This window comes from Enterobacter sp. HK169 (assembly GCF_001719105.1).
GTDB classification, from domain to species: domain Bacteria; phylum Pseudomonadota; class Gammaproteobacteria; order Enterobacterales; family Enterobacteriaceae; genus Enterobacter; species Enterobacter asburiae_B.
Genome location: NZ_CP017087.1, coordinates 3,351,632 through 3,366,770 on the forward strand (window position 1 = coordinate 3,351,632; position 15,139 = coordinate 3,366,770).

Sequence of the window (15,139 nt, forward strand, 5' to 3'; positions counted from 1 at the left end):
GAGAGGGTTAGGGTGCGGGGAAACTAGTGCTGCCGCAGCTGCAAATCCAGCGGCGTCTTGCTCGGCTCTCCGCCAATCTCGCGTGCCAGCTTCGGCACCATATAGCCTGAAACCAGCGTTAACAGTTCGCGCATAATCTGCCGGGCTTCTTCATCCGTCACCATGAAATGGGCCGCGCCCTGAACGCGATCCAGCACGTGCAGGTAATAGGGCATCACGCCCGCATCAAACAGGGCATTGCTCAGATCAGCCAGCACGCGGGCGCTGTCATTGACGCCGCGCAGCAGCACGCTCTGGTTCAGCAGCGTCACGCCCGCTTTACGCAGACGCGCCATCGCCGCGCGAAAGTCATCGTCAATTTCATTCGCATGGTTAATATGATTCACCAGCAGCACCTGCAATCTTGACTGCTCCAGGCGTGACACCAGTCCGTCAGTGACACGTGCCGGAATGACAATCGGTAAACGGCTGTGAATACGCAGGCGCTTAACGTGCGGGATGGCTTCAAGCTGAGTCAACAGCCAGTCCAGCTCATGATCTTTTGCCATCAGCGGGTCACCGCCGGAAAAAATAATCTCATCCAGCTCCGGATGGGCGGCGATATAGTCCAGCGCGACCTGCCAGTTGCGTTTATTGCCCTGGTTTTCGGCATACGGGAAGTGCCGACGGAAGCAATAACGACAATTTACCGCGCAACCGCCTTTTACCAGCAGCAGGGCGCGGTTGAGATACTTGTGCAGTAAACCCGGCACCACGCTGTTCTGCTCTTCCAGCGGATCGGTGCTGTATCCCGGTGCGGTGACAAACTCATCCTGCGAAGTAAGCGTTTGTTTTAAAAGTGGATCGTCGGGGTTGCCTTTCTCCATCCGCGCCACAAATGCACGGGGAACGCGCAGGGCGAAAAGGCGTTTTGCCTCGCGGCCTGCAAGCAACTCTGGGTGCTGATCGAGGTCTAAAAGACGCAGCAATTCATCAGGACTGGTGATTACATCGGCAAGTTGCGATAACCAATCTTCTCTGGACGGGGTGTTTAGGGTTACAATATGCGCCATTTTGTGGCTTAGCTACCAGTTAACAAATTTAGAGGGCCTTATGGCAACGTACTATAGCAACGATTTTCGTGCTGGTCTTAAAATCATGATGGACGGCGAACCGTACGCGGTTGAAGCCAGCGAATTCGTTAAACCAGGTAAAGGCCAGGCATTCGCACGCGTTAAGCTGCGCCGTCTGCTGACCGGTACCCGTGTTGAGAAAACCTTCAAGTCTACTGACTCCGCTGAAGGCGCTGATGTTGTTGATATGAACCTGACCTATCTGTACAACGACGGTGAGTTCTATCATTTCATGAACAACTCCACTTTCGAACAGCTGTCTGCTGATGAGAAAGCGGTAGGTGACAGCGCTAAATGGCTGCTGGATCAGGCTGAGTGCATCGTGACCCTGTGGAACGGCCAGCCTATCGCTGTGACCCCACCAAACTTCGTAGAACTGGAAATCGTTGAAACCGATCCAGGTCTGAAAGGTGATACCGCAGGTACCGGCGGTAAACCAGCCAAACTGTCTACCGGCGCAGTGGTTAAAGTTCCACTGTTCGTACAGACTGGCGAAGTGATCAAAGTGGATACCCGCTCCGGCGAATACGTATCCCGCGTGAAGTAATTTACGTCATGATTGAAGGCGCAGCGCCCGCTGCGCCTGATTTTTGCAGGCAGGGATGATGAAACGTACCGTTAAAATTCTGCTTCTGTTAGCGCTTTCCAGTGCATTGCTTTCCGGCTGTAACACCACCCGTGGAATGGGACAAGATATCCAGGATCTCGGTCATATCATTTCTCACGCCGCCAGCTAAGTTCGTCTAATTTTCCTAAAAATGCTTCCTTTTCCGTCAACCGGCGGGATCTTGTCTATTCTTAAGTTGCTATACACAAAACAACTTTGGCTATAAAAGGAAGATATTATGGTTAAGAAGACAATTGCAGCGATCTTTTCAGTCCTGGTACTTTCTTCAGTGTTAACGGCCTGTAATACCACGCGTGGCGTCGGTCAGGATATTTCTGAAGGTGGTAGCGCAATCTCTGGTGCGGCAACTAAAGCTCAGCAGTAATTAACATACGGTACGAGACCAGCGGGTTTCGTACCGTCAGCTTTCTGATTCCTGCAGGGATAAGAACGGAGAAAAACGCGTATCCATATGCAGTTTCATGCGGATATTGCGTTTGTAGGTATAGACCGTTTTTCCATTGATACTCAGGTGAGCGGCAATTTTTTGATTGCTTGCCCCGTCCATCCACAATGTCAGCACTTTCTCTTCCTGCCGGGTCAGCAAGGGGGCGGCTGCCGTTGGCCTTTCAGCGCTGGCGCGCGAGTTTAATGCGTCGTTGATAGTCGTTGCCACTTCTTCGAGACTGGCGTTTTTCAACAGCGACGACCACACCGGGAACTGTCCGAGCCAGTCGGTCATACCGCGGTCCTCTCCCGATTGCAGCATAATAAACGGTAATCGTTCACTGGCGTTAAGCAAGGACGAGAGCTGCTGAAAATGATGAATATCCTGCCTGAAGCCGTACAGGTCGGCGATGACCAGCGTGGGTTTCCATTGCAGAATGTGCTCCCTGGCAAGGAACAGATTATTTAGCCCGGTCACAACGTAGTGTCCCGGGAACAAACCGGAATGATTGAGCCATGCTTCAAACCCCGTGCGGGTGAAGTGACAACGGTCAATCAAAAGAATTTTGAACATATTTTATTCGCAGTCGGCTAGTGGTTTGGCTTCCTGCCATCAGAAAGCACATCATCATAGAGAAGTCGGATGAGTGCTAAATGCCGGAACTACGCGCCATACTGCGGCTATTTCTTGCCTTAACGTGTTCAGCAAAAAATGATTGAAAAAAAATAGCACGCTAACCACAATATGGGGCGTAATCTCTGCCTTACGGGACGACCCGTAAGCGTTTCTTTCACCGGGGACGGCCCCAACTTGAATTAAGTTAAGGAGCCTGAAATGTCCTGGATCATTCTTTTTATTGCTGGCCTGCTCGAAGTGGTATGGGCAATTGGTCTCAAGTACACCCACGGATTTACCCGCCTGACGCCCAGCGTCATAACCGTCACCGCAATGATCGTGAGTATTGTCCTGTTATCCTGGGCGATGCGCTCGCTGCCTGTGGGAACGGCTTATGCCGTCTGGACGGGCATTGGTGCGGTGGGGGCCGCCATCACCGGCATTCTGCTGCTGGGAGAGTCAGCGAGTCTGGCGCGTATCGCCAGCCTCGCCTTGATTGTGGCCGGCATCGTTGGGCTGAAGCTCAGCACCCATTAATGGGGCTGTTTTACCCAGATGAGTTTTGACACATCAAACCCTTGCCGGGTCGCGACGTCCAGCATTTGCTGTTTCATTTCTGACGAAATAGTTGGCGTGCGGGAAAGTATCCACAAATAGTCGCGATCCGGCCCGCACACCAGCGCGTGACGGTACTCTCTGTCGAGCGCGATCACGTTATAGCCGCCATAAAACGGGCCGAAGAAAGAGACTTTGAGCGCGGCCCGTCGCGGGTCGCCCGTGAAGTACGCTTTCCCAATCGACTGCTGCCACATCTCCCGATCGGGATTATAGCCCCGGTTGATCACCTGAATACCGCCATCATCCATCGGGCTGTAATTCGCAGTGACCTTCTCTAAGCCCTGCTCAAACCGATGGTCGAGGCGCGCGATTTCATACCATGTTCCAAGGAAGCGTTGTGCATCAAAAGGCGAGACGACGGTAACGCCTGGAGGTGGGGTAGGGGAACTGCAGGCAACCACTAAAAACGCGGCTGTCACCGCGGCGATAACAGGCAGAATGCGCATAGGAGTTTCCTTACTGTTTTTTGTTAAGTGTAGATGACGGCAAGGAAAATGTGGTTTTTGTGCGGTGTGTTTCGCCGGGGGGTCACCCCGTGGATTTTGTAGGCCGGGTAAGCGTTAGCGCCACCCGGCAATGTTTTACTGCAGCGCGTCGAGGATACGGTATGCCGCCTCAACGCGTGCCGGGTTCGGATAGCTTTTATTCGCCAGCATCACAATGCCGAGCTGCTTTTCAGGAATAAATGCCACGTAGCTGCCAAACCCGCCGGTAGAGCCGGTTTTATGGACCCAGGATGCGTTGACCGGGGGCGCCGGTGGATTCACTTCTCTCGCAGGCAGCGGTGCCAGCGCCACCTTATTGTCGCTACCTTCAACCACGGTTTTTGCATCGACCGGCCAGTTAAGCATTTCCCAGCCTAAACCCTGATACATGGCACCCACGCGCCAGTAGCGAGACTGCGCCAGGGTAATGCCTTTCCTGAGTGAACTATCCTGAAGCGAGTCCGGCTTCATGTTGACCATTACCCAGCTTGCCATATCCTGCACGTTGGTTTTTACGCCATAGGCTTCAGCGTCCAGCATGCCTGGCGAAACGTGTACCGCCTTACCGTCGCGGTATCCCCAGGCGTAATGCGCCTCTTCCGCTTTCGGAACGTTAATCCATGTATGGTCCAGCTTGAGCGGCTTAAAGACCCGCGTCGTTATGGCCTGCTCATAGCTCATGCCGGAAGGTTTGACCGCCAGCGCGCCAAAAAGACCGATGCTGGCGTTGGCATAAAGACGCGTGGTGCCCGGCTTCCACTGCGGCTGCCAGTTTTGATAAAAGCGCAGCAGAGAGGCGTTATCCGTGACCTCATCCGGTACCTGTAACGGCAAACCACCTGCGGTATAGGTTGCCAGATCCAGCATTCGGATCCCCTGCCACTGCTTGCCTGTCAGCTCAGGCCAGTATTTTGTCACCGGATCGCCCAGCGATATTTCACCGCGAGCAATGGCATCGCCGCCGAGTACGCCGGTGAAGGTTTTACTTATAGAACCCAGCTCGAATAAGGTTTGTGGGGTGACAGGTTTGTTCGCCGCAACATCGGCTTTACCGAAGGTAAAGTAGTGCGGCTGACCCTGATAAATCACCGCCACCGCCATACCCGGAATGGCCTGCGCTTTCATCAGCGGCGTAACGGTACGTTCCACCACCTCAGCCAGCTGTTTTTCTGACATCGGGGCAGCCAATACCGAGCAGGAGGTGCTGAGCAGCAGGGCGCAGCAAAGGGATTTAGTCATCATCAGTTATCTTCCGTAATAGCAGTTCAAGGGAGTGTCCGGGCCCGTCAGACCGCTGTAGTCTGTTGGATTTGACTATGGCTGACAAACGGTTAAATTTAGCATTAGCTGTTAATTTTTCTAACGGACGAGACCATGACGCGCAGCTATCTCCCTCTTAATTCCCTGCGGGCGTTTGAAGCAGCCGCCAGGCATCTCAGTTTTACGCATGCCGCTATCGAGCTGAACGTCACCCATTCCGCGATTAGCCAGCACGTAAAGGCGCTGGAGCAGCACCTTAATTGCCAGCTGTTTGTCCGCGTTTCGCGTGGGCTGATGTTGACCACCGAAGGCGAGAATTTGCTGCCGGTACTGAATGACTCGTTCGATCGCATCGCCGGAATGCTGGATCGCTTTGCCAGCCAGCGCGCTCAGGAGAAGCTCAAAATAGGTGTGGTAGGGACTTTTGCCACGGGAGTTTTATTCTCGCTGCTTGCGGACTTTCGCCGCTGCTATCCGCATATTGATCTTCAGCTTTCCACCCATAACAATCGCGTCGACCCGGCGGCCGAAGGGCTTGATTACGCCATTCGCTACGGTGGCGGCGCGTGGCATGGAACCGATGCTGAATTCCTTTGCCCTGCGCCGCTGTCTGCGCTCTGTACACCCGACATTGCCTCCTGTCTAAAAAGCCCGGCAGATATCCTGAAGTTTACCCTGCTGCGCTCCTACCGGCGCGACGAGTGGGCTGCGTGGATGCAGGCAGCGGGTGAACATCCTCCCTCGCCGACGCACCGGGTGATGGTGTTTGATTCGTCCGTGACCATGCTGGAAGCCGCGCAGGCAGGCACAGGGATTGCCATTGCGCCTGTCGACATGTTTACCCATTTACTCAGCAGCGAACGCATCGTGCAGCCGTTTGCAACGCAGATTGACCTCGGCAGCTACTGGCTGACAAGACTACAGTCACGGACAGAAACGCCCGCAATGCGCGAGTTTGCCCAGTGGCTGGTGGGGAAGATGCAGAAATAAAAGGCCCGCCGGATGGCGGGCCAGAAGCGTCAGATGGTGACCACGGCAATCAGCGTCACCACGGTCAGGATGGTCGCCAGACCGTAGAACACCCATTTCCCGCTCGGTACATGGATTTTCAGGTCATGCATCGCATGGTGAATACGGTGCAGGCCACACCACAGCGGCAGGACGATCATCAGGAAGATGAACACGCGGCCGATAAAGCTGCTCGCAAACGCCAGCACGCGCTCGTAGCTCAGCGCATCGCCCGGGAACAGCCCCAGCGGCAGCATAATGCCGACCAGCAGAATGATGACGGGGGCGATGATGGCACTCCACATGCCGCCTGCGCCAAACAGGCCCCAGAAGACCGGCTCGTCAGAACGTTTTGGATTTGGATTGATCACAGGTGTCTCCTTACCAGAACAGTGCGACAAACAGAATGACCACAGTGACCAGAATCGTCACTGCCCAGAGCCCTTTAATCACCGGCTCTGGCCCCATTTTCTCGTCTTTTATGATGATGTTCGCCGCTTTTGGCGCCAGCTCAAACCAGGTTTTGGTATGAAGCAGCGCGGCCGCGAGTACGATCAGGTTCAGAACAACAATGATCGGGTTTTGCAGAAAACCGACAAAGCTGGCCCAGGCTTCCGGGCCATGCTTGAGGGCAAAAACGCCGTACATCAGCTCAAGGCTGAACCAGACCGCCGGTACCGCCGTGCCTTCACGCAGCATGTAGAAGCGATAAAACGGCAGGTTTTTCCACCAGGTGGACGGCACAGGCCGCACATAGGCTTTGCGTTTAGTCGTCATCATGCACTCCTTAGCGTGGTTTCAGGGTAGCGATAAGAAAGTCTTTCGAGCTTTCCACTTTACCCTGCTGAATTGCGGCGGCCGGGTCGACGTGCTTCGGACACACTTCGGAGCAGTAACCCACAAAGGTACAGCTCCAGACGCCGTTCTGGCTGTTAAGCTGCGCCATACGTTCTTTTTTGCCGTGGTCGCGGCTGTCTTCGTTATAGCGGTGTGCCAGGGTAATGGCGGCCGGGCCGATGAACTCCTTGTTCAGGCCAAACTGTGGACAGGCTGCGTAGCACAGGCCGCAGTTGATGCAGCCGGAGAACTGATGGTATTTCGCCATCTGAGCCGGCGTCTGGGTATTTGGCCCCTGATCCGGCGTGCGCGGATTACCGATGATGTACGGCTTAATGGCTTCCAGGCTTTCGATAAAGTGGGTCATATCGACCACCAGATCGCGTTCAATCGGGAAGTTGCCCAGCGCTTCGACCTTAATGCCTTTGGTGTACTCGCGCAGGAAGGTCTTACAGGCCAGCTTCGGCACCTTGTTGACCATCATGCCGCAGGAGCCGCAGATTGCCATGCGGCAGGACCAGCGGTAGCTCAGGTCTGGCGCCAGGTTATCTTTGATATAGCCGAGCGCATCCAGCAGGGAGGTTTGCTCGTCATAAGGTACTTCATAGAAAGCGCTGTGCGGTGCGGCGTCCACTTCCGGATTGTAGCGCACCACTTCAACCTTCATTTTTTGCATCTCAGCCATTCGCCTTCTCCTTCTTCTCGGCGGCTTCTGCTTCTGCACCGTACACGCGTTTAGCCGGCGGCAGCGTGGTGATTTTCACGTCGCTGTAGTCCAGACGTGTGGTGCCATCTGCATCGCGCCAGGCGAGAGTGTGTTTCAGGAAATTGACGTCGTCACGTTCGGTACAGCCTTCGTCCAGACGCTGGTGGGCCCCACGCGACTCTTTACGCGCCAGCGCAGAGTGCGCCATACATTCCGCGACGTTCAGACCGTGGCCCAGCTCGATGGTGTAGAGCAGGTCGGTGTTAAATACGCTGGAGGTATCGGTGATGCGCACGCGCTTGAAGCGCTCCTGCAGTTCCGCCAGCTTATCGACGGTTTTTTGCATCAGCTCTGGCGTACGGTAAATACCGCAGCCTTCTTCCATCGACAGGCCCATCTCGTCGCGGATCTTAGACCAGTTCTCGTTCCCCTCCTGGTTCACCAGATCTTTCAGGCGTTTTTCAACGTCTGCAACCTGCGCATCCAGCGCGGCACCGTTGGCTTCACCTGCGGTAGCTGCCCGCTCCATCGCGCGCTCGCCCGCCATGCGGCCAAAGACGACCAGCTCTGCCAGCGAGTTAGACCCGAGACGGTTGGCGCCGTGCAGACCCACGGAGGAACACTCGCCGACGGCGAACAGGCCTTTAATACGGGTTTCGCACTGCTGGTCGGTTTCGATCCCGCCCATGGTGTAGTGCGCGGTAGGACGCACCGGAATCGGCTCTTTCACCGGGTCGACGCCGACGTAAGCTTTCGCCAGCTCGCAGATGAACGGCAGACGTTCCAGCAGTTTCTTCTCGCCAAGGTGACGCAGGTCGAGATAGACCACATCGCCGCGCGGCGTGGAGATGGTGTTGCCTTTGCGCCACTCGTGCCAGAAGGCCTGAGAGACTTTGTCACGCGGGCCGAGTTCCATGTATTTGTTCTTCGGCTCGCCGAGCGGGGTTTCCGGGCCCATGCCGTAATCCTGCAGATAGCGGTAGCCGTTTTTATTGACCAGAATACCGCCTTCACCGCGGCAGCCTTCCGTCATCAGAATGCCGGAGCCCGGCAGGCCGGTTGGGTGATACTGGACGAACTCCATATCGCGCAGCGGTACGCCGTGACCGAGCGCCATGCCCATGCCGTCACCGGTGACGATGCCGCCGTTGGTGTTATAACGATAAACGCGACCCGCACCGCCCGTCGCCATCACTACCGCGTTGGCGCGGATCTGGACAAGCGTGCCTTCCATCATATTCATCGCCACCAGGCCACGCGCCTGTCCGTCATCAACCAGAATGTCGAGAACGAAATGTTCATCGAAGCGCTGAATTTGTGGGAACTGAAGGGAGGTCTGGAACAGGGTGTGCAGCATGTGGAAGCCGGTTTTATCGGCGGCGAACCAGGTGCGTTCAATCTTCATTCCGCCAAAGCGGCGAACGTTGACGCTGCCGTCCGGGCGGCGGCTCCACGGACATCCCCACTGTTCAAGCTGGGTCATTTCCGTTGGACAATGATGCACAAAGTAGTCAACGACATCCTGCTCGCAAAGCCAGTCGCCCCCTGCAACCGTGTCGTGGAAATGGTATTCAAAGCTGTCATGATCCTGCGCAACGGCGGCGGATCCTCCTTCTGCTGCCACTGTGTGACTACGCATTGGATAGACTTTTGAAATCAATGCGATTTTAGCGTTGGGATTAGCTTGTGCTGCAGCAATCGCAGCACGTAATCCAGCCCCGCCAGCGCCTATTACGGCAAGATCGGCTTGAAAAGTTTGCACGACATTCCTCCAGATTTTTGTTATTTCGCAACGCGACAAACTAAAGGTAGTTCACCCGTCCAAAAGGACGATTGCGAAAGCGTTTCCACTGCTCCTTTATGGGTAAAACAGTATAACCGTGTAGATGTCAGGGAAATTTGACGTGTTCGATTTTTTTGCTGTTCTGTACGGCGATTTATCATGAAGATTGATGAAATACGTCACGAAAAAGTTCACCTAAATGAAATGCCCTTTTTTACTGCGCAAAATTTGTCTCTGCCCCTGCTAACGAGTAGACTTCGTGCCCTTGTCTGAAATCGGAGAACAACTCATGAGCGAAACGGCCACCTGGCAGCCGAGCGCATCCATCCCTAATCTGTTAAAACGCGCTGCAATTATGGCGGAGATCCGCCGTTTCTTTGCCGACCGCGGAGTCCTGGAGGTGGAAACGCCGTGCATGAGTCAGGCAACGGTAACGGATATTCATCTGGTGCCGTTTGAAACCCGTTTTGTTGGCCCCGGCCACTCTCAGGGCATGAATTTGTATCTGATGACCAGCCCGGAATACCACATGAAACGCCTGCTGGCGGCGGGGTGTGGCCCGGTGTATCAGCTGTGCCGCAGCTTCCGTAATGAAGAGATGGGGCGTCACCACAACCCGGAATTCACCATGCTGGAGTGGTACCGCCCGCATTATGATATGTACCGCCTGATGAATGAGGTGGACGATCTGCTGCAGCAGGTCCTGGACTGCTCAGAAGCCGAAACGCTCTCCTATCAGCAGGCTTTCCAGCGCCATCTGGAAATCGATCCGCTGTCGGCGGACAAAACCCAGCTGCGCGAAGCGGCGGCAAAACTGGATCTGAGCAACGTGGCGGATACCGAAGAGGATCGCGACACGCTGCTGCAGCTGCTGTTCACCTTCGGCGTAGAACCACAGATTGGCAAGGATCGTCCGACCTTTGTCTACCACTTCCCGGCAAGCCAGGCGTCGCTGGCGCAGATCAGTACCGAAGATCATCGTGTCGCAGAGCGTTTTGAGGTCTATTACAAAGGCATCGAGCTGGCGAACGGCTTCCACGAACTGACGGATGCCCGCGAGCAGCAGCAGCGCTTCGAGCAGGATAACCGCAAGCGCGCCGCGCGCGGTCTGCCGCAGCAGCCTATTGATGTGAATTTGCTTGAAGCATTAAAAGCAGGTCTGCCGGATTGCTCCGGCGTGGCGCTGGGTGTTGACCGTCTGGTGATGCTGGCCCTGGGCGCAGAGCAGCTTGGCGATGTGATTGCGTTTACCGTAGATCGCGCCTGACGGCAGTTTACCCTCTCCCGTGGGAGAGGGTTGCCCCGCTTACCTTACAAACTTCCCGCCGGGCGCGTACGCGCCGCTGACGTCAGCGTTCTTCCCGTTTTACGCCCGTCCAGGCTTTCGAGACGCATCTGGAACGGTGGGAACGGCATATCAATACCGTGCTCGCGGAAGCCCGCCAGAATCAGCTGGTGGATCTCATGGCGCAGCGGCATACGGTGTCCCATTTCGGCGGCGTAGATGCGCAGCTCGAAAATCTGGATCCCCTGCTGTAAATCCACAAGGAATACTTCCGGCGCCGGGTTGTCGATTACCAGCGAACAGCGCTCAGCGGCAGTGTAGAGGATCTGGGTGACCTCTTCGCTGTTGGCGTCCGACGGCGCCGGTACCGTCAGCACCACGCGGGTAACGGAGTCTGACAGCGACCAGTTGATGAACTGCTCGGTAATAAACGCCTTGTTTGGCACGATGATCTCTTTCCGATCCCAGTCGCTGATCGTCGTCGCACGGGTGTTGATCTTCGTGATGCTGCCGGTCAGATCGCGAATCGTTACGGTATCGCCAATACGGATCGGTTTTTCGAACAGAATGATCAGGCCAGAGATGAAGTTGGCGAAGATCTCCTGTAAACCAAAACCTAACCCTACACCAAGGGCCGCCACTAGCCACTGCAGCTTCGACCACTCAATACCGATCATCGAGAAGCCAACCAGCCCGCCAAACAGCATGATCAGATATTTGGTAATGGTCGTAATCGCATAGCCCGTCCCCGGCGTTAAATCCAGATGCTGCAGCAGCGCCAGCTCCAGCAGCGCCGGGAAGTTGCGCACCAGCTGCGTGGTGATGATCAGCACCAGAATGGCAATCAGCACCGCCCCTAAGGTAATCGGCTCCAGGCTTTCCACGCCCTGCACCGTAGACGTCACGTCCCAGAGCGAGATGTTCTCCAGGAAGCCAAATGCGGAGTGGATCTCTGACCACAGGAAGATCACCGACAGGAGGGCAATCAGCATCAGGATGGAACGAACCAGGCGCAGGGACTGGGTACTGATGGCATCCAGATCCAGTTCGACTTCGTCCGCTTCCGTTGTGCCTTCCGTACTGTTGACGTGGTTTGGCTCTTCTTCACCCCGCGCGCGCTGGGCGAGGATCTCCGCCCGGCGATGCTTGGCACGATCGAAGGCCAGACGGCGGCGCTGGATCAGCATCCAGCGGCGGATCACGTGGTACACCACCAGCAGCAGGAACCAGATGGCCACCGATGTTTCCAGTCGCGCCAGCAGCGCCTGCGCGGTTGCCAGATAGCCCACTGCGGCTGCCAGCATCGCAAACAGCGGCGCGCTAAGCAGCAGGTTCCAGAGCAGCCGGTTGAACATGTTTTCGCCGCTGCCGGATTTATCGAGATAGAGCGGAATACCCGCGCGTTTCAGGCTGAGCGTGACGATGGCCAGCGCCCCGCATATCAGCATAAAGCAGAGGCGGCCCAGCGAGCCTGAGAATTCCCGGTCGTTGAGATTATCGAACATGATCAGCGCCATAATCAGCGGCACAATCAGCCCGATGCTCATCAGGTAGTAACGCATGGCGCGCGCAACGCGATTACGCGGCCAGCCAAAGTGGGTGATAAACAGGCCATTGGGGCGCGCGAAGGTGGCGCAAATCATGACCACCCACAGCAGCGGCACCGTGGCGGTGACGCCATCGCCAATCGCGACCGCGAGCGGATAGGGCCAGGCTTCCCGCAGGCCATACCCCAGCGTCATCCACAGCACCGGCAGCGGAGAGGCGACAAGAATCGACCAGAATACGGTGCGCAACGTCAGCCAGAAGTGATCCTGGGTGACTTTCCCGACCCGGGAGCTGGAACGCTCCAGGAAGCGGGTGAAATGTCTGCGCGAGTAAATGCTGAAGCCCACCAGAATCAACGCCCCGAGCAGCGGGAAAATGGTCTCTTTGCTGGTAAACATCATCACGCTGGCCTGTCCCAGCTGGCTGACGGTGTCCAGCGAAATCAGGCGGCGCAGGTCCTGGACAATCTCAATCGGCCACGAGAAGGTCATCGGACGCACGTCGGACGTCCAGAAGAGATAACGGTGCGTAGCCTCGTTCACCTCTTTCAGCGCATCTTCCAGCTGGCTATTGGAGACTTTTAGCTTGGTCAGCTCCAGAATCAGCGTATCCCCGCCCTGGAGCAGGGAGTTCAGCAGCTCACGCTGGGTACGCAGCTGGGCTTCCAGAATGCGGTTTTGCTCGCTGGTCAGGGGCTGGCCGTCAGCCTGACGGATCTGGCGGATTTGCGGCTGTTTATTGAGAAGATCTTCAAAGTGCAGTCGCTGAACGCGCAGCTGGGCCATCTCGGTATCCAGCTGTTGCGGCTTCGGCATTTCAGGCAGGCGCGCGACCTGGGCGCGCAACGCTTCGCCCAGCAGGTTTGATGACCCGAGCCACTGGGACTGCTCGCGCAGGGTGTTGAGCGCCTGGCGAACCTGCAGGGTTTGATTGGTGGCCTGACGCTGCTGGGATGCAACCAGATCCATGCGCTGCGCCTGCTGATTCAGCGCGGCAGAAAGCTCGCGGTTGACCCTGAATTGTTCGTTGATACCGGCAGGCAGGTTTTCGCTGTTTTCCGCCAGCAGTTCGGTGCTTTCAAGGGCACGCTCGGCTTCGCGCTGACGCTGGCTGTTAAGCTGATTGCGCAGGGCCTGGAGATACGCATCCAGCTGCTCGCTCTGCTTCTGAGCGAGTTCAGAGCGCATCCGCGACAGCTCCTGGCGGTTATTGGCGGAAAGCTGCGCCAGCTCCAGCTCATCGACAAGGGCCTTCAGGCGAGCAGATTCTGCCTGCAGGCCCAGATTTTGAGCCTGAGCCTGTGGCGTATTGCCGCTTTGCGTACCCACGCGACGCTCAACTTCATTAAGCTGGCGGCGGGCATCGGTTTGCTGCTGCGGAAGCTGGCTGAGGGAGTCGGCAATTTCACGCGCTCGCTCCTGCTCCTGCTGGGCAAGGCGGCTCTTTTCCAGAAGCTGGCTGCTGACCTGCAGGATCTCCTGGTTCAGGGCGTCGGAGGTCATGCCTGCTGGCACATCGCGCGGTTCGTCACGCAAATTATTGAGCTGCGCGCGCAGCGTCTGCGAGAGTTTGGGGAAATTGTCGATAACCTGCTGATACTGCTGAGCGCGCTCAAGAGAGCCTTTTCGCTCCTCAAGCGCGTTCAGGGCAGCCTGGAGCGACTCGACGGTCTCTGGCTGAGCAGGTTTAGCCGCTTTTGCCTGCTCCAGTTCCTGGGTTATCTGTTTGGCGTCGGGGGCTGTCGCTGCGTACGCCCCCATGCTGAGGCACCAGGCCATCAGTAGAACGATAATCGGGCGCACGTCAGCGATCCTTCTGTTGTTAGCCTTCGTCTTTTTTGTCGTCAACCAGCGGGCTGGCGTCGTGCTCGGCGTTGATCTCTTCCTGCGGTAGCGGCGCTGGTTCTGCATCCGGCGTAACGAAGGTTTCGGTAGAGACCGCCAGCGGCTGGCCCAGTTTGGTGACCGACAGGCTTTCGAGCTGTTCAGCCAGCTTCACTTTGCCCGGCGCAAACAGGTTGATTACGGTAGAGCCCAGCTTGAAGCGACCCATCTCCTGACCTTTCAGCAGGGCCACCGAGCCTTCCGCTTCACCGGCAGGCCAGGTCCAGCGTTTGATCACGCCTTCGCGCGGTGGGGTGATGGTGCCCGCCCAGACGGTTTCGATGCTGCCTACGATGGTCGCACCCACCAGAATCTGCGCCATAGGGCCAAATTCAGTATCGAACAGACAGATGACGCGCTCGTTACGGGCAAACAGGTTCGGCACGTTCTGCGCGGTCAGGTGGTTTACGGAGAACAGGTCGCCCGGGACGTAAATCATTTCACGCAGGATACCGTTACACGGCATGTGCACGCGATGGTAGTCGCGCGGTGAAAGATAGGTGGTGGCAAAGGTACCGTTACGGAACAGATCCGCCATCAGGTAGTTACCCGCCAGCAGCGCTTCCAGACTGTAGTTATGGCCCTTCGCCTGCAGGATTTTGTCGTCTTCGATATCACCCAACTGGCTGATCACGCCGTCTGCCGGCATCACCAGGACGTTAGGGTCGGTGTTCAGCGGGCGCACTTCGTCACGCAGCGGGCGTACGAAGAACTCGTTGAAGGTGCGGTAGCTGGCGGTATCCGGCTTCTGCGCCTCTTTCATGTCGACCTTGTAATATTTTACGAAAAGGTCAATGACCAGTTTGGTCAGCCAGCCCGCGCGTTTGCTTGCGCCCCAGCCCGCCAGGCGAGTGAGCCACAGTTTTGGCAGAATGTATTGAAGCGAAAGTTTAAATGCGTTTAACAAGGTAGCCTCCAGGCCATTGTTTTGTCGTTCCTGATCC

At 56.4% G+C, this 15,139-nt stretch carries 16 protein-coding genes; 6 read left to right on the plus strand and 10 right to left on the minus strand.

Features of this window, described 5'->3' with window-relative positions; translation table 11 throughout:
• Nucleotides 1-23: 23 nt before the first annotated feature.
• Entirely contained in the window at nt 24-1,052 is a 1,029-nt protein-coding gene (gene epmB, locus EnteroDNA1_RS15905) for an EF-P beta-lysylation protein EpmB (RefSeq protein ID WP_069303549.1), read from the minus strand.
• Nucleotides 1,053-1,092: 40 nt separating this feature from the next.
• On the opposite strand from epmB, the gene efp reads away from it, so the two are divergent.
• The 3 genes from efp (at nt 1,093) to ecnB (ending at nt 2,104) form a co-directional block, all read left to right on the plus strand.
• Nucleotides 1,093-1,659 carry an elongation factor P gene (gene efp / locus EnteroDNA1_RS15910; RefSeq protein WP_010427766.1) on the plus strand — a complete coding sequence of 189 codons (567 nt, stop codon included), beginning with the start codon at nt 1,093-1,095 and terminating at the stop codon, nt 1,657-1,659.
• Between the two features lie 58 nt (nt 1,660-1,717).
• Nucleotides 1,718-1,849, plus strand: coding sequence for an entericidin A/B family lipoprotein (locus tag EnteroDNA1_RS15915; RefSeq protein ID WP_024907352.1), 132 nt, complete (start codon nt 1,718-1,720; stop codon nt 1,847-1,849).
• A 108-nt stretch (nt 1,850-1,957) separates the two neighbouring features.
• Entirely contained in the window at nt 1,958-2,104 is a 147-nt protein-coding gene (gene ecnB / locus EnteroDNA1_RS15920; RefSeq protein WP_003025482.1) for a lipoprotein toxin entericidin B, read from the plus strand.
• A 36-nt stretch (nt 2,105-2,140) separates the two neighbouring features.
• Here the strand turns inward: ecnB and EnteroDNA1_RS15925 are convergent, their stop codons facing one another.
• On the minus strand, nt 2,141-2,740 hold the full coding sequence (locus EnteroDNA1_RS15925; protein WP_033144453.1) for a helix-turn-helix transcriptional regulator: 600 nt from the start codon (nt 2,738-2,740) through the stop codon (nt 2,141-2,143).
• Nucleotides 2,741-3,001: 261 nt separating this feature from the next.
• Here EnteroDNA1_RS15925 and sugE point away from each other — a divergent pair, with 261 nt between their 5' ends.
• Nucleotides 3,002-3,319: a quaternary ammonium compound efflux SMR transporter SugE gene (gene sugE, locus EnteroDNA1_RS15930; protein ID WP_008502938.1), complete on the plus strand. Its 318-nt coding sequence runs from the start codon at nt 3,002-3,004 to the stop codon at nt 3,317-3,319.
• Here sugE and EnteroDNA1_RS15935 read toward each other — a convergent pair.
• Together EnteroDNA1_RS15935 and EnteroDNA1_RS15940 are read right to left on the minus strand one after the other, a co-directional pair.
• Nucleotides 3,316-3,846: a lipocalin family protein gene (locus EnteroDNA1_RS15935; protein ID WP_023310119.1), complete on the minus strand. Its 531-nt coding sequence runs from the start codon at nt 3,844-3,846 to the stop codon at nt 3,316-3,318. The two genes, sugE and EnteroDNA1_RS15935, sit on opposite strands and share 4 nt — an antisense overlap.
• A 135-nt stretch (nt 3,847-3,981) precedes the next feature.
• A complete protein-coding gene (locus EnteroDNA1_RS15940) occupies nt 3,982-5,127 on the minus strand; it encodes a cephalosporin-hydrolyzing class C beta-lactamase ACT-116 (protein WP_073000989.1) in 1,146 nt (381 codons plus the stop codon).
• A gap of 132 nt (nt 5,128-5,259) precedes the next feature.
• Between EnteroDNA1_RS15940 and ampR the strand changes: the two genes are divergently transcribed.
• A complete protein-coding gene (gene ampR / locus EnteroDNA1_RS15945) occupies nt 5,260-6,135 on the plus strand; it encodes a LysR family transcriptional regulator AmpR (RefSeq protein ID WP_048980833.1) in 876 nt (291 codons plus the stop codon).
• Nucleotides 6,136-6,164: 29 nt separating this feature from the next.
• Here the strand turns inward: ampR and frdD are convergent, their stop codons facing one another.
• From frdD to frdA, 4 genes are read right to left on the minus strand one after another with little or no spacing between them, the layout of a single operon-like run.
• The gene (gene frdD / locus EnteroDNA1_RS15950) at nt 6,165-6,524 is read right to left on the minus strand and encodes a fumarate reductase subunit FrdD (RefSeq protein ID WP_000609653.1); all 360 of its coding nucleotides are present in this window, start codon (nt 6,522-6,524) and stop codon (nt 6,165-6,167) included.
• Between the two features lie 10 nt (nt 6,525-6,534).
• Nucleotides 6,535-6,930, minus strand: a complete 396-nt coding sequence (gene frdC / locus EnteroDNA1_RS15955; protein ID WP_032662400.1) for a fumarate reductase subunit FrdC — start codon at nt 6,928-6,930, stop codon at nt 6,535-6,537.
• A 10-nt stretch (nt 6,931-6,940) separates the two neighbouring features.
• Complete coding sequence (locus EnteroDNA1_RS15960; protein ID WP_023310124.1) at nt 6,941-7,675, minus strand: succinate dehydrogenase/fumarate reductase iron-sulfur subunit; 735 nt, start codon at nt 7,673-7,675, stop codon at nt 6,941-6,943.
• On the minus strand, nt 7,668-9,458 hold the full coding sequence (frdA, locus tag EnteroDNA1_RS15965; protein ID WP_023310125.1) for a fumarate reductase (quinol) flavoprotein subunit: 1,791 nt from the start codon (nt 9,456-9,458) through the stop codon (nt 7,668-7,670). The genes EnteroDNA1_RS15960 and frdA overlap by 8 nt, the downstream gene beginning before the upstream one ends.
• Before the next feature lie 310 nt (nt 9,459-9,768).
• On the opposite strand from frdA, the gene epmA reads away from it, so the two are divergent.
• Nucleotides 9,769-10,746, plus strand: a complete 978-nt coding sequence (gene epmA / locus EnteroDNA1_RS15970; protein ID WP_069303550.1) for an elongation factor P--(R)-beta-lysine ligase — start codon at nt 9,769-9,771, stop codon at nt 10,744-10,746.
• 44 nt (nt 10,747-10,790) lie between these two features.
• Here the strand turns inward: epmA and mscM are convergent, their stop codons facing one another.
• Nucleotides 10,791-14,114: a miniconductance mechanosensitive channel MscM gene (gene mscM, locus EnteroDNA1_RS15975; protein ID WP_039261016.1), complete on the minus strand. Its 3,324-nt coding sequence runs from the start codon at nt 14,112-14,114 to the stop codon at nt 10,791-10,793.
• Nucleotides 14,115-14,133: 19 nt separating this feature from the next.
• Nucleotides 14,134-15,102, minus strand: a complete 969-nt coding sequence (gene asd, locus EnteroDNA1_RS15980; RefSeq protein WP_069303551.1) for an archaetidylserine decarboxylase — start codon at nt 15,100-15,102, stop codon at nt 14,134-14,136.
• Between the last annotated feature and the right edge of the window lie 37 nt (nt 15,103-15,139).